We start from the raw sequence: 25,995 nt of genomic DNA, 5'->3' as shown, positions 1-25,995 counted from the left end.
GACGGGCGGTGAAATGCGAAATTGCGCCCCGCTCCCGATCAGCGCGCCGCGTCGGCCACGCGCGCCCACGCCGCGATCTCTTCGTCGTAATGGCGCAGCACGCGCAGGTCGCCCGCGCGCGCCTGCGCCAGATCGACCGCGACCACGCCCTCCCATTCCCATGTCGCATTGCCGTGCAGCGTCACCATCGCCGCTTCGGTCGCATGCGCGCGCACCAGCCCGCCGCGGTTGAGCACCGTGACGTCATGGTCGTAGGCGATCCGCCCGGTCAGGCAGGCGGCGTAGGTGGACGCGGCCATCGCGCTGCCGCAACTGTCGGTCAGCCCGACGCCGCGCTCGAAGGTGCGCACGAACAGCGTGTCGGGGTCGCGCACCGCGACGAACGAGACGTTGGCGCGATGGGGCAGCCAGGCGGGTGCCGCTTCGCAGACCTCGCCGATCGCGACCAGCTCGGCGTCGTCGACCGTCTCGACGAACGTCACCAGATGCGGGTTGGGCATCGCCACCGCGGTGAAGCGCCGGTTGCCCGGCAGTGTCGCCAGCGGCGCGTCGATCAACCGCTCGCCCGCGCCGGTCAGCGGCCAGCGCGCGAGATCGAGCGTCGCCGGCCCCGCGGTCTCCTCGACGGTATAGACCGATTCGGCGAGCGGCGCGGCGTGCGCGACCGTCGCATGGCTGGTCTTCAGCCGTGCGGTGGCCCGCTCGATCCCCAGCGCCTCGAACCCGGCCCGCGCGACGCAGCGCAGGCCGTTGAGGCAGGTTTCCGCCTCCGATCCGTCGCTGTTGAACATCCGCATCCCGAACGGGGCGTGCGCGTCGCCGCCGGTCAACACCAGCAGCCCGTCGCCACCCACCGGCCCGGTGCGATCGGCCAGCGCGCGGGCGAGCTGCGCCCAGTCCGGCTCGGCCAGCGTCAGCGCGCGCCCGTCGACCAGCGGAAAGTCGTTGCCCGAGCCGTGGCATTTGATGAAGCGTATTTCCATCCGCCCTATCTGCTGACGCGCGCGCCGGGCGGCAAGTGGGTCAGGGCAGGCGATAGTGATCCGCCAGCCGATCGAGCGCCAGCGTCAGCACCAGTCGCCCGCTGCGCGTCGGCCAGCCGAGCGCACGTTCGCTCTCGGGCAGTGATTCGCCCGCGCAGACCACGCGCCACAGCACGTCGGACAGGCCGGGGCCGACCGCGCTTATCGCCGCGTCGAAGCGGCGTTTGGCGGCGAGTTGCGCCGCCGCCGGCTCCAGCCGCTCGCCCGTGCCGCCGTCGACGCGGGGCGTCCAGCGCATCGTCACCGCCGCCCCCAGCGCGGCGCGCTCGTAATCGACCTGCAACCGCTCGCCCGCCTCGTTCTGGCGCGCGCTCACCAGCTTGCGGGCGGCGAGCCACGCCAGCGGCGATTCGCGGCGGTTGACGGTCACGCGCCGCCCGCCGCCGGTGCCGCGGCGGCCGTGCGCGTCGATCGTCTGCTCCACCAGTTCCTGCATCATGTGTTCCTTACCTGCGTTACCCGAGCGAGGTCGCAGATGTTGGAGGATGTAGGACAGCGGCATTCACATGCGGATCGCGCCGGCCGCCCGTACCGCGGCGAGCGTCGGCCAGCCGTTCACCGCCATCAACAGATCGGCCTCCGCCAGCACGCATTTCAGGACGTGCGCGCACCCCGCTGCGCCGCCCAGCGCCAATCCGTAGCAATAGGGGCGCCCAAGACCGACGACATCGGCACCAAGCGCAACCGCCTTGATCAAGTCGGTGCCCGAACGCACTCCGCTGTCGAACAGAACCGGCACCCGACCGTCCACGACCGCTGCGATGGCGGGTAAAAGATCGATCGCCGCGATCCCGCCGTTCGCCTGTCGGCCACCGTGATTGGACACATAGACTCCATCGGCCCCCAGATCGATCGCGCGGCGCGCGTCGTCTGGGTGGCAAATGCCCTTGAGCACGATCGGCAATTTGGTCAGCGAGCGCAGCCACGCCATGTCGTCCCACGTCAGCACGCGCCCGAACGTCGCCGCCCAGGTCGCGATCGCGCCCTGCGGATCGTCCTCCGGCGGGCGCGGCAGCAGCGCGCGGAACGCCGGATCGCTGAAGTAATTGGCCAGCACATGCCCACGCAATTGCGGGAAATTCCCGGTGTTCAGGTCACGCGGCCGCCAGCCGGTCACCCAGGTGTCGAGCGTCACGACCAGCGCCGCATAGCCCGCCGCCTCGGCCCGCGCGACGATGCTGGCCGCGACATCGCTGTTGCGCGAGGTATAGAGCTGGAACAGCGCCGGGGTGTCGCCGCAGGTCGTGCGCACGTCCTCCAGCGGATCGTTGGCGAGCGTCGAAGCGCAGAACGGCACCCCCGTCTCCGCCGATGCCTGCGCCGCGGCGAGGTCGCCATGCCCGTCGTCGGTGCAGATGCCGTTGACGCCGATCGGGGCCATGAACAGCGGCGTGGGGAGCGCGTGGCCGAACAGGCGCGTCGACAGGTCGCGCGTCGTGGTGTCGACCATCATCCGCGGCACCATGCCCCAGTGCGAAAAGGCGGTGGCGTTGACGGTCTGCGTATATTCGTCGCCGCATCCGCCCTGCACGTAATCGCGCACCGATGGCGGCCAATGCGCCTCCGCCCGTGCGCGCAATCCGGCATGATCGACCGGCCATTCGGGCACGATTCCCGACAGGCCCGCGAAATAGATCGCGTTCTGATAGTCGCCGTAATGCGGCATGATCCTCTCCGTATGGCCGCGGAGAGTGCCGGGCGACGGCAGGGTTGTCGATGGGGTTGCGGCGGGTGGAGCGTTGGGAAGACGGGGTTTTTTGTCCGTGCAGACACATGCATGTCAGGGGTGGAGCGGCGTCGCGCGGAACGAGAGAGACATGGGCCCCTGCCTGCGCAGGGGCGACGCTGCCTCAATCAGCCGTCGCCCCTGCGCAGGCAGGGGCCCATGTCTGTCGCCTTCGTCGGCGCGGTCACCACAACACCCGGCGTCACTGTGTCCAAAACAAACACGAAAAAGCCGGCGCACTCTCGCGAGTACGCCGGCTTTTTCCTGACGACCTTGGCCGTCGCGTCGGGCTTACGCCCCTGCGACTTCCGCGGTGTCGACCTTGATGCCAGGGCCCATCGTCGAGCTGACGGCGACCTTGCGGACATACTTGCCCTTCGCGCCCGACGGCTTGGCCTTCACCACCGCGTCGACCAGCGCGTCGAAGTTGCGACGCAGGTCTTCCTGCGCGAACGACGCCTTGCCGATGCCCGAGTGGATGATGCCCGCCTTCTCGACGCGATACTCGACCTGACCGCCCTTGGCCGCCTTGACGGCTTCCGCGACGTTCATGGTCACCGTGCCCAGCTTCGGGTTCGGCATCAGGCCCTTCGGACCCAGCACCTTGCCGAGACGGCCGACGACGCCCATCATGTCCGGGGTCGCGATGCAGCGATCGAAATCGATGGTGCCGCCCTGGATGGTCTCCATCAGGTCCTCGGCCCCGACGACGTCGGCCCCGGCGGCGCGTGCCTCGTCGGCCTTCGCGCCGCGCGCGAACACGCCGACGCGCACCGTCTTGCCGGTGCCGGCCGGAAGCGTGACGACGCCACGGACCATCTGGTCGGCGTGACGCGGATCGACGCCCAGGTTCAGCGCGACTTCGATCGTCTCGTCGAACTTCGAGGTCGCGCCCGACTTCGCCAGCGCGATCGCCTCGTCGACGCCGTGCAGCTTCTCACGATCGATCGTGACGGCCTTCTGCTTCTTGCTCAGCTTCGCCATGATCTCAGCCCTCCACCACTTCGAGGCCCATCGCGCGGGCCGAGCCTTCGATGATCTTGGTCGCCGCGTCGATGTCGTTGGCGTTCAGATCCTTCATCTTCGTCTGCGCGATCTCGGCCAGCTGCGACCGCTTGATCTTGCCCGCCGACACCTTGCCCGGCTCCTTCGAGCCCGACTTCAGGTTCGCCGCCTTCTTGATGAGGAAGGTCGCCGGCGGCGTCTTCGTTACGAACGAGAAGGAGCGGTCGGCATAGACGGTGATGACGGTGGGGAGGGGCGCGCCCTTCTCCATCTCGCCGGTCTGTGCGTTGAAAGCCTTGCAGAATTCCATGATGTTCACGCCGCGCTGACCCAGCGCCGGACCGATCGGCGGCGAGGGGTTGGCGGAACCGGCCGGGACCTGCAGCTTGATATAGCCTGTGATCTTCTTTGCCATGCGTCTCACTCTGTTACGGGGCGCGTCGTTTCCGGTGCGCCCGGTTCAAGTCTAGCGGTTCGTCCGGGCGCCGCCGTGGCGACACCCTCCCGCACGTTCCAGGTCTATGATGACAGGGAAGCGTGCGCCGTTAGCGGATCGCCCCCCAAAGCGCAACTGCGCTGTCACTTCCATGACACGCTTCCGCACCGATTTGATCTAACATTCATTAATCCACGGCAGCTGCCGTTGCTCCATAGCTATTGGTTGTCGTAGCGACGAACCATGACTGGGGCGATTCCGCGAACTGGTGCATCTCTCGGCGGCGCGCCGCTGTCGCTGAGTCGCACCCCGACCGCGGCATTGGCCGATCATATCGCGCGCTTCTTCGTGACGATCATCGAACGCCCCGACGATGCGTTGCTCGACGATTTCCTGCTGCACGAGAATGCCTATGTTCGCGTCCCGTTGATCGGGTCGTGGGAAACGCTGATCGACCGTCGCTGGGTCGGCTATGAAGGCCCGATGCTGTTCGGCGCGCAGGAGCGGCGTTTCTCGGTGCGCTGCCGTGGCCCGATCGTCGCGGCGGGGTTCATGATCCGGCCGGGCGCATGGTTTTCGTTCTGCGACGATCCTGCCGACCGGATGGCCGACCGGCTCACCCCGATCGGCGGCGACTGGGGGGCGGCGCTGCGTTGGGCGACCGAGGACGTCTACGACCACGAACAGACCTTCGCGCGGATGGAGCAGGTGGTGCTCGAACGCGTGATCGTGCGCGCGACGCCGACCGATCCGATCAGCGCCGCGTTCGAGCGGATTGCGCGTATCGATCCGGTTCGCCCGGTGGCGGACATCGCCGCGGAGTTCGGCATGTCGGGCCGGCGGCTCGATCGCACGGTGCGCGCGCATTTCGGGCATTTGCCCAAGACGGTGCTGCGCCGCAGCCGCTTTCTGGACATGGCGGCGGTGATGCGCGGGCTGGCGGTGCCGACCGCTGACGAACTGGCGGAGCTGCGCTTCTACGATGCGTCGCACCTGAACCGCGAGTTCCGGCAATTCGTCGGCATGACCCCGGCGCAATTCCGTCGCTCGCAGACGATGCTGTTCACGCCGGGGCTGGAGGTGCGCCAGCAACGCAAGCGCGTCGACCTCGCCCCGCATGTCGTGGAGGCGCCGTGGCGCGACGAGGCCGGGGCGGGGGACGTCGGCGGCTAAGACCGTCATTGCGAGCGTAGCGAAGCAATCCAGGGCCGGATCAGGACGCCCTGGATTGCTTCGCTACGCTCGCAATGACGGAGATAGGAGCGCGTCGCCCGAGATCACCAAACCCCGGGGCGACGTGCGGCTTACTTGCTGCGTTCGACCTGTTCGAAGTCGAGTTCGACCGGCGTCGCACGGCCGAAGATGCTGACCGATACCTTGACCTTCGACTTGTCGAAGTCGAGTTCCTCGACCGTGCCGTTGAAGCTGGCGAACGGGCCTTCCAGCACCTTGACCGCATCGCCGATCTCGTAATCGACCTTGACCTTGGTCTTCGGGGCAGCGGCCGCCTCTTCCTTCGAGTTCAGCATCCGCGCCGCTTCGGCGTCCGAGATCGGCTGCGGCTTGCCCGACGAACCGAGGAAGCCGGTGACCTTCGGCGTGTTCTTGACGAGGTGATAGACGTCGTCGTTCATCGCCAGCTTGGCGAGGACATAGCCGGGCATGAACTTGCGCTCGACCGCGATCTTCTTGCCGCGGCGCGCCTCGGTGACCGTCTCGGTCGGCACCTCGATCTGCTCGACCAGCTGTTCGAGGCCCATCCGCGTGGCCTCCGACATGATCGAATCGCGGACCTTGCCCTCGAAGCCCGAGTAGGCGTGGATGATGTACCAGCGCGCCATCTTTTGGAATTCCGTCCTTACTGCGCCAGGCTCAGCAACGCCTTCACGACGGCGTTGAAGATCGAATCGACCGAGAGGAAGAACAGCGCGAGCACCGTCGTCATGACGACGACCATCACGCCGGTCATCACCGTCTCGCGCCCGGTCGGCCACACGACCTTCGCGGTCTCGGTCCGCACCTGACGGATGAATTCGATCGGGGTCGTCTTCGCCACGAAACTGCGCCCTCGTTGAGCCCGGCCCGGTTGAGCCTGTAAATGAAGTCCCGGCATAGGATCGCTACCGCTGCCCGGTCCGAGACCGGGAAGCGGTTGGCAAGCCGTCCGCGCTGTCGGATGTGGCATGGGACATAGGATCGTGCACGGCAAAAGGCAAGCGGGGCAGGCGGGTGGCCCGGCGCCCGGCCCTGCGCACGAATGGGGCGCACGAAAAAGGGCCGGACGCGTCGTGCGCCCGGCCCCTTCGCAAAGATCACCACACGCCGCCGTCAGGGCAGCGTGCGCGTTCGATCAGTTGCTGTCGGAATCGTCGTTGTTGTCGTTGACGATCGCGATCACGCCGATCGCGGCGATGCCGGCGGCGATGATGGCGCCGAACAGGCCGGCACCGGCCAGCTCGCTCTTGTTGGCCGACGGCGACGCGGCGCGCGACTGCGCGACCGACAGGCTGGCGGCCGGGTTGCTGGTCGCGGCGAGCGCCGGGGTGGCGATGAGGCTGAGTGCAGCGGCGCCGGCGAGGATCGAACGCATAATAGAACTCCCTTGAGTGGCTTTAACCCAGATCGCGCTATGGCGCTGTGCGGCACAACACGCAAGCCGCGTATTGGCTCCAGGTTTACAAAAGGTTTCTGGCAGGAGTGGAGGGACTCGAACCCACGGCCCTCGGTTTTGGAGACCGATGCTCTACCAACTGAGCTACACTCCTGTGCGGGCTGCGCTGTTGAACGTATCCGCCGCGTTCGTCAAGCGATTGCTGGCGCGATCTCAGGCCGCATGTGTCTGAAGGTGACGCGTCGCCAGCGCACGCGCCTCGACCACCGGCAGCGGACGCCCGAAATAATAGCCCTGGATGCTGCGGCAGCCCAGTTCCTGCACCAGCCGCAACTCGGCCTCGGTTTCCACGCCCTCGGCGGTGGTGGTCATGTCGAGGCTGTCGGCCATCGCCACCACCGCGCGGATGATCGCGATCGCCTCGACGCGGCCCGCCGCCGCGGTCTGGACGAAGCTGCGGTCGATCTTGATCGACGAGAAGCGCGTCGAGCTGAGATAGCCGAGCGACGAATAGCCCGTCCCGAAATCGTCGAGGCTGAGCCCGACACCGAGCGCGAGGATGTCGCCCAGCACACGCGTCGCGCCGGTGCCTTCGCGCAGGAACACGCTTTCGGTCACCTCCAGCGCGAGCCGGCGGGCCGGCAAGCCGCTGTCGGCCAGCGCCTCCGCGACCACGGTCACGAATTGCGGGTTGTGGAGCTGTTCGGGGGAGACGTTGACCGCGACATGCACGCCGTCTGGCCACCCCGCCGCCTCGGCGCAGGCGGTGCGCACCACCCATTCGCCGATCGGGGCGATCAGCCGCGCTTCCTCGGCGATCGGGATGAACTTGGACGGTGGAATCTGCCCGAAGCCGGGGTGATTCCAGCGCAGCAGCGCCTCGAACCCGCGCAGCGTACCGGATCGCGCATCGACGACCGGTTGGTAGGCGAGCGACAATTCGTCGTTGGCCAGCGCCTGCCGCAGCGCCATTTCCAGGACGCGGCGCTCCTCCGCCTCGGCGTGCAGCTGCGGCTCGTAGGCATGGAAGACGCCGCCGCCCTGATCCTTGGAGCGGTAGAGCGCGAGATCGGCCGAGCGGATCAGCGTCTCGGCGCTGCGCCCATCGCGCGGCGATGTCGCGACGCCCACCGATGCGCCGATATACAATGTGTGCTGATCGACCTCATAGGGGCGCGACAGGGTGTCGATGATCGCGCGCGCCAGTCGTTCGACGCGCAGCGGGTCGGACGCGTCGCGCACCACCACCGCGAATTCGTCGCCGCCCAGCCGCCCGACGATCTCACGATCGGCCAGCAGCGTCGCCAGCCGCTCCGATACCTTGCCGAGCAATCGGTCGCCGACCGGATGGCCGAGCGTATCGTTGACCGCCTTGAAGCGATCGAGGTCGATCATCATCAGCGCGCATCGCGCCCGTTCGCGCTCGGCGGTCGCGACCGCATCGGCAAGCGCTTCGTTTACCGAAAGCCGGTTCGGCAATCCGGTAAGCGTGTCGAACCGGGCGAGCCGCGCGATCTTGTCGGCCGAGGTACGCTCCTCCGTGACGTCGGACGCGACGCCGCGAAACCCGCCGAAATGCCCGTTGGCGTCCCGGCGTGGCGAGGCGGCGATCCGCCACCAGCGCTGCTCGCTCCCGACCATCACCGGCAGGTTCAGGTCGCGGATCGCCTCGCGATTGCGCAGCCGTGTCACGAGGTCGCGCAGCACGGGGGCGACCTGGCCACTGTCCCAACCGGTTCCCGCCAGAACCTCGAGCAGCGGCCGCCCGGCTAGTTGCTCGCGCTCCACGCCGCACGCGGCCGCGAAGCGGGCGCTCGGCTCGACGATGCGACGCGACGCATCTGTCTGCCACAACCAGTCGGGGGAGGTTTCATCGAAATCGCGTAGCAGCAATCCGATCGTTCCGTCGCGCTCAGCCAGCGTGACCGCCGCGGCGTGCAGCAACGCCTGCGCCCGCGCCCGATCGACGGTGCTGACGCACAACAATGCCGCGAACAGCAGATCGGCAAGCGCGGCGGCGGGATGTCCGGTGACGATCAGCATGACCGCCGCCGTCGAGGTGGTCGTCGCGATGAAGGTGATCGTCATTAGCGGCAGCGACACCATCGCCACCGCATAGACGACCATCAGGACCGCCAGCACGAGGTGCGTGGCGAGCGCGGTCGTGACGTGCAGGTGGCCGCCGAACATGACGGGGACGACGCTCCACACCACCGCCAGCGCCGCGGCCTCGATCACCGGCGGGCGCATCGCGCCGAGATCGGCATAGCCACCGGCGCGATTGGGGCTGCGCAGGCGCCGCACCGTGGCACCGACCGCGACCGCCCCCGCCACCACCGCCCAGACCGCCAGCCAGGTCACCGGCACGCACGCATTGAGCGTCATCACGATCAGCGCGGTGCCGCTCAGATTGGCCGCGAGCAGCAGCAGCGCGCGGTGCCGCGCGGCCAGCAATTGTGCGGCGCGGATCCTCCCCCAAAGGTCGGAGTCGTCGCCATTGCTCAGCCCGAACAGCGCACGGAGCGGCGGTTGATGCGCGAGTGGGGAGGAGGAGAAGGCGGTCACCCATCCGTCTTAGGCGCGCGCTGGTTGACGAAGCGTTGCCCGGCACATCCTTGCCGCACGGACGGCAGCGGGGTGCCGGTCGAGGAATTCCAAGGCAATTCAGAAGGGTTGGCTGCGCAGAGTGCCTGATTTCGGGCAGAGAGGGCTCGCACAAAATAATTGCGGGCCGCTGCGGCAAAATCCGTCGCCCCGGAACTGATCCAGGGTCCCGCTTGTCGACGGACGTTCAAGAAGCGTCGCCCCGGATCAAGTCCGGGGCGACGACAGATGGTTAGAGTGTGATCCATTCAAGCTGAAGCGCCACCCCGGCGAAGGCCGGTGCCCAGTTGGGAAGGCCGGCGAAACGAGGCGCAACGTGCATCATCAGCGTCCCCCAACTGGGCCCCGGCCTTCGCCGGGGTGACGACGGAAGATGGTTCAAGCCGGGTGGATCAAACTCCAGCGCCTTGAGCGGATAACGGCGGACCGGCGTGACGCTTGTCAGCGGAAGGCCGTCGAACCCGCTCAGGCCGCCAGATCGTAGGGCTTGATCTCACCGGCCAGATACAGATTGCGGGCCTTGGCGCGGCTCAGCTTGCCCGAGCTGGTGCGCGGCAAGGTGCGCGGCGGGATCAGCTCGACGACGCAGTTCATGCCCGTCACCGACCGTACCCGATCGCGGATCTCATCGCGCAACCGCACGCGCTCGGCCTCGTCGGAGCTGCGGCATTGCACCAGCACCGCCGGCGTTTCCTCGCCGCCGGGCGTGGTGATCGCAAAGGCGGCGATGTCGCCGGCCTTGAAGCCGGGCAGTTGCTCGACCGCCCATTCGATATCCTGCGGCCAGTGATTACGGCCGTTGATGATGATCATGTCCTTGGCGCGGCCGACGATGAAGATATAGCCGTCCGACATATATCCCATGTCGCCGGTGTCGAGCCAGCCGTCGACCAGACACGCGTCGGTCGAAGCCTGATCGCGGAAATAGCCGACCATCACGCTGGGCCCGCGACACCAGACCTTGCCGATCGCGCCGTCGGGCAGTGGCGTGCCGTCTTCCTCGCGGACCTGGATCTCCATGTCGCGCACCGCCTTGCCGCAGTTCACGATCGCGCGGTAGCGCTGCGGGCGATCCTCGCCGTGGTGCATCCCCGACAGCTCGGTTTCCTCGACCAGCTCGACGCGGATGCCCTCGCCCGGCGGCATCAGCGATACGGCCAGCGTCGCTTCGGCCAGGCCGTAGCTGGGCAGGAACGCAGTCGCCTGGAAACCGGCGTCGGCGAAGGCGTCGACGAATGCCTGCATCACGTCGGGACGGATCATGTCCGCGCCATTGCCCGCCACGCGCCAGCGCGACAGGTCGAAGCGATCCGACGCCTTGGTCTGGCTGGAGATGCGACGCGCGCAGATGTCATAGCCGAAGGTCGGCGAATAGCTGAGCGTCGTGCCGGTGTTGCGGCTGATCAGGTCGAGCCACGACAGCGGACGGCGGGCGAAATCCTCGGTCTTCAGGTAATCGACCGACACCTGGTTGGCGAGCGGCGACAGGAAGCAGCCGACCAGTCCCATGTCGTGATACCACGGCAGCCACGACACGCAGCGATCGGTCTCGACGATCTGCATGCCGTGCGCATGCGCCGCGAGATTGCTGAGCAGCGCGCGATGCGTCACCGCCACGCCGTGCGGGAAGCGCGTCGAGCCGCTGGAATATTGCAGGTAGCAGACGTCGTCGGCGCTGGCCGTCGGCAGGTCGGCGGCAGGGGCGGGGCGCGTCGCGAACTCGGCCCAGTCGACACCGGTAACGCCCGATGCCTCGGCAGCGGCGCCCGCCAGCTGCGCCAGCTCGGCCGGATAGATCAGCAGCTTCGGATCGCAGCTCGCCAGCTGGACGCGCAACTGGTCGATGTAGGACTCGCGCCCGCCGAACGAGGTCGGCAGCGGCAGCGGCACCGGCCATGCGCCCGCCAGCACCGCGCCGAAGAATAGCGCGGCGAATTCGGCGCTCGTCTCGGCGACCAGCGCGACGCGGTCGCCCGGCGCGACCCCGGCGGCGATCAGCCGCAGCGCGGCGTCATGCGCATCGGTGCGCATCTGCGCGAACGGATAGCCACGCACCAGCGTACCGCGCGCGTCGTGGAAGTTCAGCCCACGCACGCCGGTCGCGGCATAGTCGAGTGCCTCGCCCAACGTCGCGAAATCGGAAAAGCGGCGCGGCAGCCGATCCTCGGTCGGGGTGGCCGTCGGCGCAACCGTCGCGGGCGCGGTCATCGTGGCGGGATCGATCGTCATCCTGTGTTCCTGTCGCACCTGTCACGCGTGCGCAATGGTTGACCGGCAAAAATGGCGGTTTGCCGGATGTGTTAAAATTTTGAGCATTAGAATCCACGGTCAGTGTGGCACAATCAAGGCGTGGCTTTGACACCGCCCTCCGCGCGCGCACCGCGCCGTGCCCCGCCGCCGCTCGACGCCGCCGCGCTCGACCGGCTGGCGCTCCGCTATGTCGAGCGGTTCGCGACCTCGCGCGGGAAGCTGGCCGGCTATCTGGCGCGGAAGATCCGCGAACGCGGCTGGGACGGTGCGCCGGTCGATCCGCGCGACGTGGCGCAGCGGATGGCCGATGCTGGCTATGTCGACGATCGCAGCTTCGCCGAGCAAAAGGGCGCGGCGCTGGCGCGGCGCGGCTATGGCGCGCGGCGCGTGGCCGAAACGCTGCGTGCCGCCGGGCTGGAGGAAGAGGATCGCGCGCCGGTCGTCGAGGAAGCGCGCACCGCTGCGCTCGACAGCGCGCTACGTCTGGCACGACGCAAGCGGATCGGGCCGTTCGCCACGCAGCGCGCCAATCCGCGCGAGCGTGAGCGGCACCTCGCGGCGCTGCTGCGGGCCGGGCATGATTCGGCCACCGCACGACGCGTCGTCGACAGCGCGCCGGGCGAGATTCCGGTATTGGACTGACATATCCCTTCTTGCTTTCGTTCATGGTGCAGTGCACCGATGTTAACCGGGGATTAAACAGGGGCAGGACGCGACGTGCACGACGGGCCTGGCACACCGACCGGGGGCGCGGAACTTCGCGCCGGAACGACCGAGGGCGCGTTGCCGTCGGTCGCGCTGACCGGCGTGCTGAAATGGTTCGACGCGACGCGCGGGTTCGGCTTCATCGTGCCCGACGATTCGGCGATGGGCGACGTCCTTCTCCATTTCAGCGTGCTGCAGGCCTATGGCCGCCGCACGCTCCCTGAAGGCACGCGCCTGCAGGGGCTCGCCGCGCAGGGCCCGCGCGGGTGGCAGGCGGTGGAGATCTCCGCACTCGATCTCGCCGCCGCGACCGAAACGGTGCGCGACCGCGACCGTGAGCGGCTGGCGCCCGAAATCGCGCCCGACGACGCCGCATCGCAGGCGCAATGGGAAGACGTCAGCGTCAAATGGTTCAACCGGATCAAGGGCTACGGCTTTCTGGTCGCGCTGGCGCGGCCCGGCGACATCTTCGTCCATATGGAGACGCTGCGCCGCGCCGGGATCGCGGATGTCGAGCCCGAACAGCGGTTGCGCGCGCGGGTGGTGCAGGGGCGCAAGGGCCCGCTGGCGGTCGGGGTCGCCGCGCCCGAGTGACGCCCCAGTGGCGTCCGTGTGCGACGGGCATTGAACGGGCGCGCACACGCGGGTAAGCGAGGCGCCACGATGGGCATCAATCTCAACCCCTTCACCTGGTGGAACGGCGCAAGCTGGGGCACCATCCTCTACGGCCTGCGCGGCAAGCGTCAGGTGGGCGAGGATTATCTGGGCAACACCTATTGGGAGGGTGGCCGCGATACCGCGGGCGAGCCGCGCCGCTGGGTGATCTATGCGGGCGCCAACGACGTCAGCCGCGTGCCGCCGGAATGGTATGGCTGGCTCCACCGCCAGATCGACGGCGCGCCGACCGACGTGCTGCCCGCGCCGCGGCAGTGGGAGAAGCCTGCCGTCCCGAACATGACCGGCACCGCCTTCGCCTATCGCCCGCAAGGCGCTCTGGAGAAGGGCGGCAACCGCGCCGCCGCGACCGGCGATTACGAGGCGTGGAGCCCCGACGCGTGAAGCGTCCGCTCGCGATCGGCGGGCTGGTTCTGGTGGCGGCGGCAGGCGTAACCTGGGCGGGGTTGAACCTGCGCCCGGGCACGCGAGCCGGATCGCCCGACGCACCGATCGTGAGCAAGACCGTGCCCGATACGGCGCCGGACGCGGCGGAAACCCCGGCGGCCGACGAGGTCCGCACCGATGCGCAGGATGCGGCGGTCGACGCCGGCACCACGCCGATGGCGCAGCGCGTCGCGGTGCTGGGCCTGCTCAACAAGCGCAACGGCGTGAGCCGCGAATTGACGCTTCGCCCCGGACAGGCCGGCCGCATCGGCGACGTGATCGTGCGGCTGCGCGCGTGCGAGAAGACCGCGCCGTGGGAGCCCGAGCAACTGACCGGCGCCTTCGTTCAGCTCGACGTGCGCGGTGCCGATGCGCACTGGCGGCGCGTGTTCTCCGGCTGGCTGTACAAGGAGCGTCCCGCGCTCAACGTCGTCATCCACCCGGTCTACGACGTCTGGCCCAAGAGCTGCACGACGACCTTCCCCGGCACCGCGCCGTCCGCGCCCGCTGCGGCGTCGAGCGCGAAGAAGTCGCCAGCGCCATCCCCGGCGGCCAGCGACGCCGCGGACGAGGCTGCCGACGAACCCGTCGAGGAAAGCGCCGCGCCCAGCAACGCCATGTAATCGGCGCGATCGATTTCCTGCGCGCCGAGCGAGGCGAGGTGCGCCGTCATGAACTGGCAGTCCAGCAGCGAGAAGCTGCCCGCGCCGAGCCGTGCGACCAGCGACGCGATCGCGACCTTCGAGGCGTTGGGCGCGCGGCTGACCATGCTCTCCCCGAAAAAGGCGCGGCCGAGCGCCAGTCCGTACAGCCCGCCCGCCAGCCGGTCGCCGTCCCAGCATTCGACCGAATGGGCATGGCCCATCGCGTGCAGGCGGACGAACGCGTCCTCGATGATCGGATTGATCCACGTATCGGGGCGATCCTCGGCGGCCTCGGCGCATAGCGCGATGACCTGCGGGAACGCGCGGTTGACGGTCACGCGGAAACGATCGGCGGCGATCACGCGCCGCAACGATCGGGACAAATGGAAGCCCTCCAGCGGCAGGATCGCGCGGCGCCGCGGCTCCACCCAATAGATGCTGTCGGCATCGCGGCTGTCCGCCATCGGGAAGACGCCGACCGAATAGGCGCCGAGCAACAGCCCCGGATCGAGCGTCCCCGGGCCGGTCAAACCCGTCGCTGCTCGATCGTCCGCCACAGTTGCGCGAAGGCGGCCGCCGCCGGGCTGCGTGGCGCGGCGACCCCGGTCGGCAGCCGCTGCGCCGTGGCGTTCTCGACCGCGCTGGCCATCGGGATCACCGGCCAGTCGGGGTTGCGCGCGATCGCCTCGGCATGGAGCGCGCGGCGACGGTCGACCATCATATGCACCGGCAGGATCGGCACCTGCCCGCCGAATTCGCGATCCAGCGTCGCGAACGCCTGTTGCGAGAAGGCGGAGGGTACGACCGGCACCACCAGCAGATCGGCGGCGCGCACCACCTGGTCGGACGTTTCGGTCAGCCCCGGCGGGCAATCGAGCACCACCGTGTCGTGATCGCCCAGCTCGCCGACCAGCTTGCGCAGCCGACGCTTCTTGTCCAGCTCGCGCAACTGGTGGTTCAGGTCGCGCAGCGAGGCGTCGGCGGGGAGCAGGTCGAGCCGGTCGAACGCGGTCGCGGCGATCAGCTTGGCGGGCGACACGCCCTTGGCGAACAGCGCGCCGGCGCGGTCATGCGCACGGCCGTCCCCCAGCGCCCACGTGGCGGAGCCTTGTGGATCGAGATCCCACAACAACGTGCGCCGCGACGATAGCGTCGCCGCACACCAGGCGAGATTGATCGCCAGCGTCGTTTTCCCGACGCCCCCCTTCACGCTGTAGATCGCCACCGTCGTCATGCGCGTGACGCTACGATTCGGCCGGACGCAGGGCAAGGAGGATGATGCAGGTTGGGCGCAGGCCCGCCACCGTGGGTCAGTGCCGAAGAACCGGCATCCCGGTCCGGGCAGTGGCCGCAGATTCGCGTCGATCCACCGATGTCCGTCATCCCGAATCCCGCTTGTCGAAGCGGCGGGAGAGGGGAGGCGAGGTCCCGGATCAAGTCCGGGACGATAAAAACGGGCAGGCCGATGGCGACCCGCCCCATTGGAACTTTACGAGTGGCAGACCAGCTCGGGCTTGCCCGGACGGGTCAGCTTCACCTCGCTGGTGGTGCCGGTCATCTTCCAGCCGCCCTCGGCGGTCAGCGGATCGCCCGCCTTCTCGGCCTTCAGCGTGGTGGCGGCGCCGCCCTTTTCGGTGCGAACCACCGCCTGCTTGTCGCCGTCGAAGAAGGTGACATAGGCCAGGCTCTGATCCTTGCAGCGCATGGTCTTGTCGGCCTTGATCGCCGGGGGCAGCTCGATCGGTGCCGCATTGGCCAGCGTCGAGGCCATCGGATCGGGATTGCTGTCGAGCACCTGCGGCGAGGACGGCTCGGAGTTGCAGGCCGACAGGGCCAGCAGGGCGCCGGCCAGCGAAAGGGTGAGGAGCTTCTGCATAATATGTGCCGCTTCGCCGATGCGCTTTTGTCCGTCAAGTCACCGATTGTTGCGGTGCATCAGAGTTGCGATCATTCGTGAAATTCATCCATGTCCGGAATGCGTCCGAACGCTATTTTCGTACCGACCCGGTCCAGTCGCCCGCCATGCGTCGCGCCGACCGACACCGCATGGCGTCCGAATCGTTCGTTGATGCGATCCATCGCGCGGCTCAGCGCCAGCCCGCGCGTCTCGCGCGCCAGCGGATCGTCGGCGGGCAGATGCGCGAACAGCGAATGCTGCTCGGCGGTGACAGGCTCGATCTCGGCCAGCGTCACCCCGATCATCCGGCATCCGCTGCGATGCACCGCCTCCTGCGCGCGCAACCGCGGGAGCAACGTGTCGAGCGCCGAGAGCACCGCGAAACTGTCCTGCGTCGCGGGCAGCTTCGCGGAGGTGCGCCACACGCTCTTGTCGTCCTCGAAGCGCGCATGCAGCACCAGCAACCGCGCGCGATACGCCTTGCGCCGCAGCCGACTCGCCGCCTTCAGCGCCAGCCGCCGCGCGGTCAGCCGCACCGCGCCATAGCCGCGTTTGCTCGGCGACAGGACGTGGCTGTGCCCGATCGTGCGGCTCTGCGTTGCCTTCTCCGCCAGATCGACGCCGTGGAGCAGATACCAGAGCCGGTCGCCGTTGGTGCCGCCCCAGGCATGGCCGGCGTCGCGTGGCCGGCGCGCGAGCAACTGCTCGATATCGTTGACGCCGTCGCGGGCCAGCCGCCGCTCCATCTTGGCGCCGATCCCGCTGATGTCACGCAGCGACAGGCGGTAAAGTGCATGCGGCAGATCGGCGGCCTCGAACACCACCAGCCCGTCTGGCTTCTGCAGGTCGGAGGCGAGCTTGGCGAGCAGTCGGTTGGGCGCGATCCCGACCGAGGAGGTCAGGCACGCGCCGACCTTCTCGCGGATGCCGCGCTTGATCCGCACCGCCAGCGCTTCGGCGTGCGCGCGGTCGTTCTCGTTGTCGAGCAGCCGGCACGCGACCTCGTCGATCGAACAGACCTTGGTGACCGGGATGTGCCGCTCGATCTCGGCGATGATCGCATGGTGGAATTCGACATAGCGCTCGTGCCGCGCCGGCGTGACGACCAGTTCTCGGCACCGCTGTTTTGCCTCCCACACCGGCGTGCCCGTCGAGATGCCATAGCGTTTCGCCTCGACCGAGGCGGCGATCGCCACCGTCGTATCGGTGCCGACCGGCGCGACGATCACCGGCCGCCCGCGCAGGCTGGGCTGCAACTGCTGCTCGACGCTCGCGAAATAGCTGTTCAGGTCGAGGAACAGCCAGCGCAGCGGGCGGGGCGGCAGGTCGGGCATCGGCGGTTCGCAAGACTCGGGCACAGAAACGAAACGGGAACATGGCAGCTTTGTCGCGGATTGGCGAGCGCGATGAAGGCGGGAGAGGGCGACCGATAGTTTCAATCGCTTGCGCATCGTCCGGCGCGCCCGCATCTGTGCCGCCATGCATACCACCACCGACACCCTCGCCCTGATCGGCAACACGCCGCTCGTCCGCCTGAAGGGGCCGAGCGAGGCGACCGGCTGCGACATCTTCGGCAAGTGCGAGTTCGCGAATCCGGGCGCGAGCGTGAAGGATCGCGCCGCGTTGTTCATCGTCAACGATGCCGAGGAGCGCGGCGTGCTCGCGCCCGGCGGGACGATCGTCGAGGGGACGGCGGGCAACACCGGGATCGGGCTGGCGCTGGTCGCCAATGCCAAGGGCTATCGCACGATCATCGTGATGCCCGACACCCAGTCCAAGGAGAAGATGGACACGCTGCGCGCATTGGGCGCGGAGCTCGTGACGGTGCCGGCGGCGCCCTATTCGTCGGCGGCGCATTTCGTTCACACCTCGCGGCGGATCGCGGAGGAAACGCCCGGCGCGATCTGGGCCAACCAGTTCGACAATATCGCCAACCGCCGCGCGCATATCGTCGGCACCGCCGAGGAGATCTGGACGCAGATGGATGGCCGGATCGACGGCTTCACCTGCGCCGTCGGCACCGGGGGCACCTTCGCCGGGGTCGGGCTGGGGTTGAAGGCGCATGACCCCGACGTCTGCATCGCGCTCAGCGATCCGCACGGCGCGGCGCTCTACGAATATTATGCGTGCGGCGAATTGCGCGCCGAGGGCTCGTCGGTTGCCGAGGGGATCGGGCAGGGGCGGATCACCGCCAATCTGGACGGTGCGCCGGTCGACGCGCAATTCCGCATCCCCGATCAGGAGGGGCTGGACTGGACCGATCGGCTGCTGCGCGAGGAGGGGCTGTGCCTGGGCCTGTCGTCGGGGATCAACGTCGCGGGCGCGGTGCGGCTCGCGCGGCAGCTCGGGCCGGGCAAGCGGATTGCGACGATCCTGTGCGACACCGGCTTCCGCTATCTTTCCACGCTCTACGATCCGGCGTGGCTGGCGTCGAAGGGGCTGGTGCGCGGCCCGGTGCACGAGCGGCCGTTAACGAATTGATCGACAGTCGCGCGACGATCGGTTAGAAATGCGCGACCGATGAAGGCTCCTCTCAAAGATAAAGCCGCCGTCGAACGGCAGCAGGCGGAACAGACCCGGCAGCGCGTGCGCGTCGGAATGATCGGTCTGGCCGCGGTCGTGCTGTTGATCGGGCTGGCCAGCGCGATCTTTTCTTCGGTGAACCAGCAACAGCCGGTCAGTGTGACCGGTGCGGCGCAACCGGATCTGGTCGCCAACATGAGCGCGCCCGCCTCTGCCCCTACGGCGGCGCCCACCAACGAACCGCTCGCCGAAATGGGCGTGACCCCCGGTGCGGCGCCGACCCCGTCGGCGGTCACGCCGCAGGCGCAAGTGCCGACTCAGCCCGAGCCCGACGCCTCCTCGACCAACGGCATGTTGTGACCGGTACGCCGCGGCCCGTGTCCGCGGCACACCGCCGGGCGTCGCGCGTGATTCGCGTCGGCGAATCCCTTGTCCTTTCGCATCCATGTCGCAGCCTCCGTCGCCGGGGAAATCCGGGGACGGGGTGCCCGATCGCGGAAAATTCCGGGTCCCGGTACGCAATTCGCACCAGCCGTCCGCGCTTTGTTCCTGCACGGGCGCACGCACCGCCGTGGATTCCGACCAGATTCGGGCCGCAACCGGGCTGATCCCCGGATTACCCCGAATATCCCTTCTCATCCCGTTTTAACCCTGATACGTAAGCGCTACGACATTGGGGGCAGAACCACTGTTGTTTGCTGACGGCAACGTCGGCGCGCGGCGAGGGCCGTGCGCCGGGCAGGGTGGTTGTGCGCTCCGGGTGCGAGGTGGGCGTGGTCGACAGGGTGGATTATCAGGGAAAGGGTCTCGGTCTTGTCGATGACAAGGGCCGGGTCGCGATTCCCAACACCCTGCGCGCGACGCTGGCCAAGAACGCCCCGCGCGAGGACGGCAAGGATGGCGGCACCGTCATCATCGCGCCGCATCCCGAACATCGCTGCCTGATCGCCTACGATCCCGGCTTCGTGCCGTTCTGGAAGGCGAAGTTGGAGGCGCTCGACGCCGCCCAGTTCGCGACCAGCGGGCGGACCGATTACAACATCCTCGACCGTGCGGGCGGCGCCGAGCCGTTGCCGTTCGATGGGTCCGGGCGCTTCATCATGCCGACGTTCGAGCGTCGTTATGCCCGGATTCAGGGCGCCGCGGTGTTTTTGGGCGCGTTTAACTGGATCACGATCTGGGCACCGAACGTCCTGATCGAGACACCGGGGATCGACCCCTTCCTCAAGGAGTATGTGGAATTCACCTGCGAGGACAAGGGGATACCCCTGTCATGAGCAGCGCCCCGCACATCCCCGTCCTGCTCGAAGAAGTCCTGACCGCCCTCGCCCCTGCCCCCGGCGAGTGCCATGTCGATGCGACCTTCGGTGCCGGCGGCTATACCCGCGCGATCCTTGCCACCGGCGCGGCGGTGATCGCGTTCGATCGCGACCCGGATGCGATCGCCAACGGCCGCGCGCTGGAAGAAGAGGCGGCGCTGACGCTTGTCCCCGCCACTTTCTCGGCGCTCGAATCGGAACTGGCGGCGCGTGACGCGGTGCCGGTCGACGGCGTGACGATGGACATCGGCGTGTCGTCGATGCAGCTCGACCAGGCACAGCGCGGCTTCTCGTTCCAGTCGGACGGGCCGCTCGACATGCGGATGAGTCAGGAAGGCATGTCGGCTGCCGACTTCCTCAACGAAGCCGAGGAAGAGCAGATCGCCGACGTGCTCTATCGCTATGGCGAGGAACCCAAGTCGCGGCGGATCGCGCGCGCGGTGGTCGCGGCGCGCCCGCTCACCACGACGGCGCAATTCGCGAACGTGGTTCGCAAGGCGCTCGGCCATCGCCCGCACGACAAGAAGGACCCGGCCACCCGCGCCTTCCAAGCGGTACGCATCCACATCAACGGCGAGCTGGACGAGCTGACGCAAGGGCTGGAGGCCGCCGAGCGCGTGCTGAAGCCCGGCGGCCGGCTGGCGATCGTCACGTTCCACTCGCTGGAGGATCGCATCGTCAAGCGCTTCCTGCGCGACCGCTCGGGCGCTGCCCCCGGCGGCTCGCGGCACATGCCGGTCACCGCGGCGGAGCGCGAACCGACCTTCGAGATCACTGCCCGCGCGATCCGCGCGGGCGAAGCGGAGCTGGCCGCGAACCCGCGCGCCCGCTCCGCCACACTTCGCACCGCCCGGCGTACCGGGGCGGCACCTTGGCGTTTGGAGGCGTAACGATGGCGGCGATATATCGGTTGAAGGGGCTCGGGTGGCTGACCGGCTGCGCGATCGTGGCGATCGGTTTTTATCTGGTGTCGTCACAGGTCGCGGCCGAGCGCAAGCGGCTGGAGCAGGTCGACCGCCGCATTCTGAGCGCGGAACGCGACATCCGCGCGCTCGAGACCGAGTTCGACGTGCGCGCAAACCTCGCGCAGCTCGAGCGCTGGAACGGCAACACGCTGGCGCTGACCGTGCCCACTGCGCAGCAGTTCGTGCGTGACGAGCGCGCGCTGGCGGCGCTGTCGCCGGTGCAGGGCGTGCCCGCGCCGGGCCGTGACGTGCAGATCCAGACCGCGCAGTTGATCGTCCCCGCCGCGCCGGTCGCCGCCGTCATCCCCGCAGTCGCCACCGCCAGCGCCACGACCACACCCGCCGTCGTGAAGGTCGCCGCGGTGCAGGTCGCCGCCGCGACGCCGGTCACCGTTACCAAGGTCGCCGCGCGCGCCGTTGCCGCACCGGTCAAGGCCGCGAAGGTCGCGATGCTCGATCGCGGGCTGCTCAGCGACAACACGCTGGGTGACCTGTTGAGCGGCGCGCGCGCCGAACGGAGCCGCTTGCGGTGACAACCCTCGTCGCCCGACCGCTTCGCGCCGGCCGCTCGGGCGACCAGCGCCAGCAATTGCTGGCGACGCAACATCTGCGCCTGATGATGCTGATGCTGCTGTTCGCGGCGGCGGTGCTGATCGTGATCGGGCGACTGGCCATGCTCGGGCTGACCGAAGGCGGCGAGCGCGGCAACGCCCCGGTGCTCGCCGCGCCGCGCGGCGACATCGTCGACCGCAACGGCGCGCCGCTGGCGCGCACGATCGACGCGTGGACGATCGGCGTCCACCCGAAGAAGCTGCTCGGCGATCCGTCGCAGATCGCGCAGAAGCTCGCCGACCTGATGCCCGACCGCGGCGATCAGGCATGGTTCTACGCGCAGATCACGCGTCCGGTCGCCTTCACCTATCTCAACCGCCGCGCCAGCCCGGCTTTGGTCGAGGCGGTCAACGCGATCGGCGAACCCGGCATCGTCTTCGAGCGCGAAACGCAGCGCTTGTACCCGCAATCGACGCTCGGCGCGCATGTGCTGGGCTTCATCAGCGGCGGGCACGGGATGAGCGGGATCGAGCGCGCGCTCGACGAGCGGCTGACCAATCCCGCGACGATCAACCAGCCGGTCACGCTGTCGATCGACACGCGCGTGCAGGCGGCGATGGAGAGCGAGCTGGGGCGCGCGATGACGACCTTCTCCGCGCGCGGTGGCGGCGGGATCGTCCTCGACGTCCACACCGGCGAGGTGGTGGCGATGGTGTCGTTGCCCACCTTCAACCCTAATCGCGTCGGCATGTCGGGGAGCGAGCAGCTGCGCAACATCACCACGCAGAGCGTGTTCGAGCTGGGCTCGACCTTCAAGCCGATCACGATGGCGGCCGCGATCGACAACGGCGTCGTCACCTCGATGGAGCGCCGTTTCGACGCGACGCATCCGTTGCAGGTCGGGCGCTTCACGATCCATGACGAGCGCGGCGATCCGAAGCGCTGGCTCAATATGGCCGAGACGCTGATCTATTCCTCGAACGTCGCCACCGCGCGCGTCGCCGACGAGGTCGGGCCCGAGCGGATGCAGAAGATGTTCCGCAAGCTGGGCTTCGACACCCGCCCAGACATCGAGATCCGCGAGAAGGGTCGCCCGCTGTGGCCAACCTTCTGGGCGCGGACCACGACGATGACCACCGCTTACGGGCACGGCATTGCGGTGACGCCGCTGCACCTCGCCAATGCCTATGCCGCGCTGGTCAATGGCGGGACGTGGCGGCCGGCGACCTTGCTGAAGGTCCAGCCTGGCCATGAAGTCGCGGGCCGGCGCGTCATCAGCGAGGCGACCAGCGCGCGGATGCGCCAGATGCTGCGGTTGATCGTGCTGCGCGGCACCGGGCGCAAGGGCGATGCGCCGGGCTATAGGGTCGGCGGCAAGACCGGCACCGCCGAGGCGGCGGTGGCGGGCGGCTACGACCGGTCGCGCAACGTCGCGACCTTCGCGGCGGCTTTCCCGATGGACGCGCCGCGTTATGTGGTGGTGGCGATGCTCGACTCGCCGCTCGGCACGAAGGAGACCTTCGGGTGGAAGACCGCCGCGTGGAACGCCGCCCCGGTCGTCGGCCGTACGATCGCGCGCGTCGGCGCGATCCTGGGCGTGACCCCCGACGACAACCGCGACATCGACGTGTCGGACATCGTCCCGACCCTGTGGGAAGATCCCGATCGCGTGCCGAAGAGCGGCGGGCAGTGAGGACGGTGGCATGAAGCTGTCGCAACTGGTCGAGGGCGGCGGCGAGCAGGCGGTCACGGGGTTCGCGATCGACCATCGCAAGGTAGCGCCGGGCACGATCTTCGGGGCGTTCGAGGGCGCGCGGGTCAACGGCGAGGACTTTATCCCCGCGGCGATCGAAGCGGGCGCGGTCGCGGTCGTCGCGCGGCCGGGCGCACGCGTCGAGGGCGCGCTCCATATCCGCGATTACACACCGCGCGAGGCGTTCGCCCGGTTGGCGGCGCGCTTCTTCGCGCCGTTTCCCGGAACAGCGGTCGCGGTCACCGGCACCAACGGCAAGACCTCGACGGTCGAGATGACTCGCCAACTGTGGCGCATGGCGGGGCATCACGCCGCATCGATCGGCACGCTGGGGGTCGCAACCGCCGACGAGCGCGTCGTGACCGGTTTGACGACCCCCGACGTCGTCACGTTCCTGTCGAACGTCGCGGGTCTGGCGCGCGAGGGCGTTACGCATCTCGCGTTCGAGGCGTCGAGCCACGGGCTCAGCCAGTATCGTACCGAGGGGTTGCCGGTGCGCGCGGCGGCGTTCACCAATCTCAGCCGCGACCATCTCGACTATCATGGCGACATGGCGGCCTATTTTACCGCCAAGTTGCGGCTGTTCGCGCAGGTGCTGGCCGATGACGGCACCGCGGTGGTGTGGGTCGACGACGCCAATTCGGAACGCGTGATCGATCTCGCGCGTGAGCGCGGCAATCGCGTCCTGACGGTCGGCGAGCATGGCGACGACCTGCGGCTGATCGCGCGCGAACCGACGTTGCTGGGGCAGGGGCTCACGATTCGCGCCGACGGCGTCGATCACCGCGTCACGCTGCCGCTGATCGGCGGGTATCAGGCCGCCAATGCGCTGGTCGCGGCGGGGCTGGTGATCGCAACCGGCGGCGATGTCGCGCAGACGATCGCGGGGCTCGCGCGGTTGCAGCCGGTGCGCGGGCGGCTGGAGCGCGCCGCGATCACCGCGGGCGGCGTGCCGGTCTATGTCGATTACGCGCATACGCCGGACGCGATCGAGGCGGCGTGCGCGGCGCTGCGCCCGCATGTCGAGGGGCGGCTGATCCTTGTCTTCGGCGCGGGCGGCGACCGTGATGCGGGCAAGCGCGTGCCGATGGGGCAGGTGGCGGTGGCGAGCGCCGATGTGGTGATCGTCACCGACGACAATCCGCGCACCGAGGACGCGGCCGCGATCCGCCAGGCTGTCCTCGAAGGCGCCCGCGGGGCTCGGGAAATCGGCGACCGCCGCGCCGCGATCGCCGCCGCGGTGGGGAAGGCGCGTGCCGGGGATATCGTCTTGATCGCGGGCAAGGGCCACGAACAAGGCCAGATCGTCGGCGATCTCGTCCTGCCGTTCGACGACGTGACCGTGGCGCGCGAGGTGGCGGCGTGATGGTCCGTTCGTCATTCCCGCGAGGGCCGGAATCCAGAACCTTTGACGCAGGCGCTTCTGTCGACGGACCTGCGCGTCTGGATCCCCGCCTGCGCGGGGATGACGACTTTGGTATGACGCAAACATGACGCTCTGGACCGCCGCCGAGATCGCCGCCGCTACGGGCGGCACTGCCTCCGTCGATTTCACCGTCGACGGGGTCGTGTTCGACTCGCGCGAGGTCGGCGAGCGCGACCTGTTCATCGCGCTGACCGGCGAGACGACCGACGGGCATCGCTTTCTCGATCAGGCGTTCGCGCAAGGCGCGGGCGGGGCGATCGTGTCGCGGCCGACCGCACATCCGACGGTGCGCGTCGACGACACCTTCGCTGCACTCGAAAATCTCGCCCGCGCCGCCCGCGCACGGGTCGCAGGCAAGGTGATCGGCGTCACCGGGTCGGTCGGCAAGACCTCGACCAAGGAGGCGTTGTTCGCCGCGCTTGACCGCGCACCCGGCGTGCGTGCACATCGCTCGGTCAAGAGCTACAACAACCATACCGGCGTGCCGCTCAGCCTCGCGCGGATGCCGGCCGATACCGACTTTGCGGTGCTGGAAATGGGGATGAACCATCCCGGCGAGCTGGCGCATCTGACCACATTGGTGCGTCCGCACGTCGCGCTGGTGACGGCAATTGCACCCGCGCACACTGAGTTCTTCCCCGACGAAAGCGCGATCGCCGACGCCAAGGGTGAGATTTTCCAGGGATTGGAGCCCGGCGGAACCGCGATCGTGCCGTTCGACAGCCCGCATCGCGACCGGTTGATCGAAGCGGCCAAACCCTATGCGGGCCGGATCGTCACCTTCGGGATCGACCGCGAGGCGAATGTCTGCGCCAGCGATGCGATGGTGGTGCGCGGTGGGGGCACGTTCGTCAACGCGCGGGTCGGCGGGCGCGACCTGAGCTTCACGATCGCGCAGCCGGGGCGGCATTGGGTGTCGAACGCGCTTGCCGTTCTGGCCGTCGCGGATGCGGTCGGGGCCGATCTCGCGCTCGCCGGGCTCGCACTGGGTGAGCTTGGTGGCCTGCCCGGACGCGGCGCGCGGCTGGCGGTGCGCGTCGGCGATGGCGAGGCGACCCTGATCGACGAAAGCTATAACGCCAACCCGGCCTCAATGCGCGCGACGCTGGCGGTGCTGGCGCAGGCGGCCGGTCGGCATGTCGCGGTGCTCGGCGAGATGCGCGAGCTGGGCGAGGGCTCGGCGGACTTCCACGCCGGGCTCGCCGACGACGTCGTCGCGGCGCGCGTCGAAGCGGCCGTGCTGGTCGGCGAGGCGATGGGCCCGCTGGCCGCGGCGCTTGAGGGACGGGTCGATTTCGTCCATGTGCCCGATGCCGGCCAGGCGCTTGATCGCGTGCGGGCACTGATCCGCCCGGGTGACACGTTGCTCGTCAAGGGATCGAACGGCGTCGGCCTGTCGCGGCTGGTCAGCGGCCTTGCCAACGGGATGAGTTGA

26 protein-coding genes, 1 tRNA gene and 1 pseudogene are annotated in these 25,995 nt (G+C 68.7%); 13 read left to right on the top strand and 15 right to left on the bottom strand.

From position 1 onward, the window contains the following. Window positions 1–38 precede the first annotated feature (38 nt). The 5 genes from dapF to rplK all read right to left on the bottom strand — a co-directional run bounded on the left by dapF (window position 39) and on the right by rplK (window position 4,189). Complete coding sequence (dapF, locus tag SPHPH_RS0112120) at window positions 39–983, bottom strand: diaminopimelate epimerase (protein ID WP_028966925.1); 945 nt, start codon at window positions 981–983, stop codon at window positions 39–41. Window positions 984–1,023: 40 nt separating this feature from the next. Next, window positions 1,024–1,479, bottom strand: coding sequence for a DUF6456 domain-containing protein (locus SPHPH_RS0112115; RefSeq protein ID WP_028966924.1), 456 nt, complete (start codon window positions 1,477–1,479; stop codon window positions 1,024–1,026). Between the two features lie 66 nt (window positions 1,480–1,545). Continuing rightward, a complete protein-coding gene (locus SPHPH_RS0112110; RefSeq protein WP_028966923.1) occupies window positions 1,546–2,709 on the bottom strand; it encodes an alpha-hydroxy-acid oxidizing protein in 1,164 nt (387 codons plus the stop codon). A 351-nt stretch (window positions 2,710–3,060) separates the two neighbouring features. Beyond that, on the bottom strand, window positions 3,061–3,753 hold the full coding sequence (gene rplA / locus SPHPH_RS0112105; RefSeq protein WP_028966922.1) for a 50S ribosomal protein L1: 693 nt from the start codon (window positions 3,751–3,753) through the stop codon (window positions 3,061–3,063). A 4-nt stretch (window positions 3,754–3,757) separates the two neighbouring features. After that, window positions 3,758–4,189 (bottom strand): 50S ribosomal protein L11, encoded by a 432-nt coding sequence (rplK, locus tag SPHPH_RS0112100; protein ID WP_028966921.1) that lies wholly within the window; start codon window positions 4,187–4,189, stop codon window positions 3,758–3,760. A 264-nt stretch (window positions 4,190–4,453) separates the two neighbouring features. Between rplK and SPHPH_RS0112095 the strand changes: the two genes are divergently transcribed. Continuing rightward, window positions 4,454–5,383: an AraC family transcriptional regulator gene (locus SPHPH_RS0112095; RefSeq protein ID WP_028966920.1), complete on the top strand. Its 930-nt coding sequence runs from the start codon at window positions 4,454–4,456 to the stop codon at window positions 5,381–5,383. 131 nt (window positions 5,384–5,514) lie between these two features. On the opposite strand, the gene nusG is transcribed toward SPHPH_RS0112095, so the two are convergent. The 6 genes from nusG to SPHPH_RS0112065 form a co-directional block, all read right to left on the bottom strand. Further along, the gene (gene nusG, locus SPHPH_RS0112090) at window positions 5,515–6,051 is read right to left on the bottom strand and encodes a transcription termination/antitermination protein NusG (RefSeq protein WP_022687599.1); all 537 of its coding nucleotides are present in this window, start codon (window positions 6,049–6,051) and stop codon (window positions 5,515–5,517) included. A gap of 17 nt (window positions 6,052–6,068) precedes the next feature. After that, window positions 6,069–6,266, bottom strand: a complete 198-nt coding sequence (secE, locus tag SPHPH_RS0112085; protein ID WP_028966919.1) for a preprotein translocase subunit SecE — start codon at window positions 6,264–6,266, stop codon at window positions 6,069–6,071. Window positions 6,267–6,560: 294 nt separating this feature from the next. Continuing rightward, on the bottom strand, window positions 6,561–6,800 hold the full coding sequence (locus SPHPH_RS0112080; RefSeq protein ID WP_028966918.1) for a hypothetical protein: 240 nt from the start codon (window positions 6,798–6,800) through the stop codon (window positions 6,561–6,563). A 99-nt stretch (window positions 6,801–6,899) separates the two neighbouring features. Further along, a tRNA-Trp gene (locus SPHPH_RS0112075) sits at window positions 6,900–6,975 on the bottom strand. A 59-nt stretch (window positions 6,976–7,034) separates the two neighbouring features. Further along, window positions 7,035–9,386 carry a putative bifunctional diguanylate cyclase/phosphodiesterase gene (locus SPHPH_RS0112070; RefSeq protein WP_028966917.1) on the bottom strand — a complete coding sequence of 784 codons (2,352 nt, stop codon included), beginning with the start codon at window positions 9,384–9,386 and terminating at the stop codon, window positions 7,035–7,037. Between the two features lie 504 nt (window positions 9,387–9,890). Further along, window positions 9,891–11,654 (bottom strand): fatty acyl-AMP ligase, encoded by a 1,764-nt coding sequence (locus tag SPHPH_RS0112065; protein ID WP_028966916.1) that lies wholly within the window; start codon window positions 11,652–11,654, stop codon window positions 9,891–9,893. A gap of 126 nt (window positions 11,655–11,780) precedes the next feature. Here SPHPH_RS0112065 and SPHPH_RS0112060 point away from each other — a divergent pair, with 126 nt between their 5' ends. The 4 genes and pseudogenes from SPHPH_RS0112060 to SPHPH_RS20820 all read left to right on the top strand — a co-directional run. Continuing rightward, window positions 11,781–12,317: a regulatory protein RecX gene (locus tag SPHPH_RS0112060; RefSeq protein WP_037488522.1), complete on the top strand. Its 537-nt coding sequence runs from the start codon at window positions 11,781–11,783 to the stop codon at window positions 12,315–12,317. Window positions 12,318–12,392: 75 nt separating this feature from the next. After that, entirely contained in the window at window positions 12,393–12,974 is a 582-nt protein-coding gene (locus SPHPH_RS19655) for a cold shock domain-containing protein (protein WP_238303064.1), read from the top strand. 69 nt (window positions 12,975–13,043) lie between these two features. Then, window positions 13,044–13,439 carry an NADH:ubiquinone oxidoreductase subunit NDUFA12 gene (locus SPHPH_RS0112050; RefSeq protein ID WP_028966914.1) on the top strand — a complete coding sequence of 132 codons (396 nt, stop codon included), beginning with the start codon at window positions 13,044–13,046 and terminating at the stop codon, window positions 13,437–13,439. A 218-nt stretch (window positions 13,440–13,657) separates the two neighbouring features. After that, a pseudogene (locus SPHPH_RS20820) lies at window positions 13,658–13,891 on the top strand (DUF2155 domain-containing protein); the annotation flags it as partial. A gap of 35 nt (window positions 13,892–13,926) precedes the next feature. On the opposite strand, the gene aat reads toward SPHPH_RS20820, so the two are convergent. The 4 genes from aat to SPHPH_RS0112025 all read right to left on the bottom strand — a co-directional run bounded on the left by aat (window position 13,927) and on the right by SPHPH_RS0112025 (window position 17,356). Continuing rightward, on the bottom strand, window positions 13,927–14,655 hold the full coding sequence (gene aat, locus SPHPH_RS0112040; protein ID WP_028966913.1) for a leucyl/phenylalanyl-tRNA--protein transferase: 729 nt from the start codon (window positions 14,653–14,655) through the stop codon (window positions 13,927–13,929). After that, the gene (locus tag SPHPH_RS0112035) at window positions 14,652–15,359 is read right to left on the bottom strand and encodes a ParA family protein (RefSeq protein WP_028966912.1); all 708 of its coding nucleotides are present in this window, start codon (window positions 15,357–15,359) and stop codon (window positions 14,652–14,654) included. The genes aat and SPHPH_RS0112035 overlap by 4 nt, the downstream gene beginning before the upstream one ends. Window positions 15,360–15,614: 255 nt before the next feature. Then, window positions 15,615–16,001, bottom strand: a complete 387-nt coding sequence (locus tag SPHPH_RS0112030) for a hypothetical protein (RefSeq protein WP_028966911.1) — start codon at window positions 15,999–16,001, stop codon at window positions 15,615–15,617. Between the two features lie 71 nt (window positions 16,002–16,072). Beyond that, window positions 16,073–17,356 (bottom strand): Y-family DNA polymerase, encoded by a 1,284-nt coding sequence (locus SPHPH_RS0112025; RefSeq protein WP_028966910.1) that lies wholly within the window; start codon window positions 17,354–17,356, stop codon window positions 16,073–16,075. Between the two features lie 145 nt (window positions 17,357–17,501). On the opposite strand from SPHPH_RS0112025, the gene SPHPH_RS0112020 reads away from it, so the two are divergent. From SPHPH_RS0112020 to SPHPH_RS0111985, 8 genes are all read left to right on the top strand, one after another. Next, a complete protein-coding gene (locus SPHPH_RS0112020) occupies window positions 17,502–18,503 on the top strand; it encodes a cysteine synthase A (RefSeq protein WP_028966909.1) in 1,002 nt (333 codons plus the stop codon). A 39-nt stretch (window positions 18,504–18,542) separates the two neighbouring features. After that, window positions 18,543–18,905 carry a hypothetical protein gene (locus tag SPHPH_RS21425; RefSeq protein ID WP_202900663.1) on the top strand — a complete coding sequence of 121 codons (363 nt, stop codon included), beginning with the start codon at window positions 18,543–18,545 and terminating at the stop codon, window positions 18,903–18,905. A gap of 413 nt (window positions 18,906–19,318) precedes the next feature. Then, entirely contained in the window at window positions 19,319–19,822 is a 504-nt protein-coding gene (locus SPHPH_RS0112010; protein WP_028966908.1) for a division/cell wall cluster transcriptional repressor MraZ, read from the top strand. Continuing rightward, on the top strand, window positions 19,819–20,754 hold the full coding sequence (gene rsmH, locus SPHPH_RS0112005) for a 16S rRNA (cytosine(1402)-N(4))-methyltransferase RsmH (RefSeq protein WP_028966907.1): 936 nt from the start codon (window positions 19,819–19,821) through the stop codon (window positions 20,752–20,754). The genes SPHPH_RS0112010 and rsmH overlap by 4 nt, the downstream gene beginning before the upstream one ends. A 2-nt stretch (window positions 20,755–20,756) precedes the next feature. After that, window positions 20,757–21,362, top strand: a complete 606-nt coding sequence (locus SPHPH_RS0112000) for a hypothetical protein (protein ID WP_028966906.1) — start codon at window positions 20,757–20,759, stop codon at window positions 21,360–21,362. Further along, window positions 21,359–23,074 (top strand): peptidoglycan D,D-transpeptidase FtsI family protein, encoded by a 1,716-nt coding sequence (locus tag SPHPH_RS0111995; protein ID WP_028966905.1) that lies wholly within the window; start codon window positions 21,359–21,361, stop codon window positions 23,072–23,074. The genes SPHPH_RS0112000 and SPHPH_RS0111995 overlap by 4 nt, the downstream gene beginning before the upstream one ends. Window positions 23,075–23,084: 10 nt before the next feature. Continuing rightward, window positions 23,085–24,500, top strand: a complete 1,416-nt coding sequence (locus SPHPH_RS0111990; protein WP_028966904.1) for a UDP-N-acetylmuramoyl-L-alanyl-D-glutamate--2,6-diaminopimelate ligase — start codon at window positions 23,085–23,087, stop codon at window positions 24,498–24,500. 124 nt (window positions 24,501–24,624) lie between these two features. Further along, a complete protein-coding gene (locus SPHPH_RS0111985) occupies window positions 24,625–25,995 on the top strand; it encodes a UDP-N-acetylmuramoyl-tripeptide--D-alanyl-D-alanine ligase (protein WP_028966903.1) in 1,371 nt (456 codons plus the stop codon).

The organism is Sphingomonas phyllosphaerae FA2 (assembly GCF_000427645.1).
Lineage (GTDB): Bacteria > Pseudomonadota > Alphaproteobacteria > Sphingomonadales > Sphingomonadaceae > Sphingomonas > Sphingomonas phyllosphaerae.
The sequence above is the reverse complement of the archived record's forward strand: the minus strand, read 5'-3'. Positions and strand labels throughout refer to the sequence as shown.

Excerpts from the sequence above, each read along its gene's own strand:
- nusG (WP_022687599.1), bottom strand. The coding sequence starts at position 6,051 with ATGGCGCGCTGGTACATCATCCACGCCTACTCGGGCTTCGAGGGCAAG.
- SPHPH_RS0112030 (WP_028966911.1), bottom strand. The coding sequence starts at position 16,001 with ATGCAGAAGCTCCTCACCCTTTCGCTGGCCGGCGCCCTGCTGGCCCTG.
- SPHPH_RS0111985 (WP_028966903.1), top strand. The coding sequence starts at position 24,625 with ATGACGCTCTGGACCGCCGCCGAGATCGCCGCCGCTACGGGCGGCACT.
- SPHPH_RS0112065 (WP_028966916.1), bottom strand. The coding sequence starts at position 11,654 with ATGACGATCGATCCCGCCACGATGACCGCGCCCGCGACGGTTGCGCCG.
- SPHPH_RS0112050 (WP_028966914.1), top strand. The coding sequence starts at position 13,044 with ATGGGCATCAATCTCAACCCCTTCACCTGGTGGAACGGCGCAAGCTGG.
- SPHPH_RS21425 (WP_202900663.1), top strand. The coding sequence starts at position 18,543 with ATGAAGGCTCCTCTCAAAGATAAAGCCGCCGTCGAACGGCAGCAGGCG.
- dapF (WP_028966925.1), bottom strand. The coding sequence starts at position 983 with ATGGAAATACGCTTCATCAAATGCCACGGCTCGGGCAACGACTTTCCG.
- SPHPH_RS0112025 (WP_028966910.1), bottom strand. The coding sequence starts at position 17,356 with ATGCCCGACCTGCCGCCCCGCCCGCTGCGCTGGCTGTTCCTCGACCTG.
- SPHPH_RS0112000 (WP_028966906.1), top strand. The coding sequence starts at position 20,757 with ATGGCGGCGATATATCGGTTGAAGGGGCTCGGGTGGCTGACCGGCTGC.
- rsmH (WP_028966907.1), top strand. The coding sequence starts at position 19,819 with ATGAGCAGCGCCCCGCACATCCCCGTCCTGCTCGAAGAAGTCCTGACC.
- rplK (WP_028966921.1), bottom strand. The coding sequence starts at position 4,189 with ATGGCAAAGAAGATCACAGGCTATATCAAGCTGCAGGTCCCGGCCGGT.
- SPHPH_RS0111990 (WP_028966904.1), top strand. The coding sequence starts at position 23,085 with ATGAAGCTGTCGCAACTGGTCGAGGGCGGCGGCGAGCAGGCGGTCACG.
- SPHPH_RS0112035 (WP_028966912.1), bottom strand. The coding sequence starts at position 15,359 with ATGACGACGGTGGCGATCTACAGCGTGAAGGGGGGCGTCGGGAAAACG.
- SPHPH_RS0112115 (WP_028966924.1), bottom strand. The coding sequence starts at position 1,479 with ATGCAGGAACTGGTGGAGCAGACGATCGACGCGCACGGCCGCCGCGGC.
- rplA (WP_028966922.1), bottom strand. The coding sequence starts at position 3,753 with ATGGCGAAGCTGAGCAAGAAGCAGAAGGCCGTCACGATCGATCGTGAG.
- SPHPH_RS0112020 (WP_028966909.1), top strand. The coding sequence starts at position 17,502 with ATGCATACCACCACCGACACCCTCGCCCTGATCGGCAACACGCCGCTC.
- SPHPH_RS0112080 (WP_028966918.1), bottom strand. The coding sequence starts at position 6,800 with ATGCGTTCGATCCTCGCCGGCGCCGCTGCACTCAGCCTCATCGCCACC.
- SPHPH_RS0112095 (WP_028966920.1), top strand. The coding sequence starts at position 4,454 with ATGACTGGGGCGATTCCGCGAACTGGTGCATCTCTCGGCGGCGCGCCG.
- SPHPH_RS0112110 (WP_028966923.1), bottom strand. The coding sequence starts at position 2,709 with ATGCCGCATTACGGCGACTATCAGAACGCGATCTATTTCGCGGGCCTG.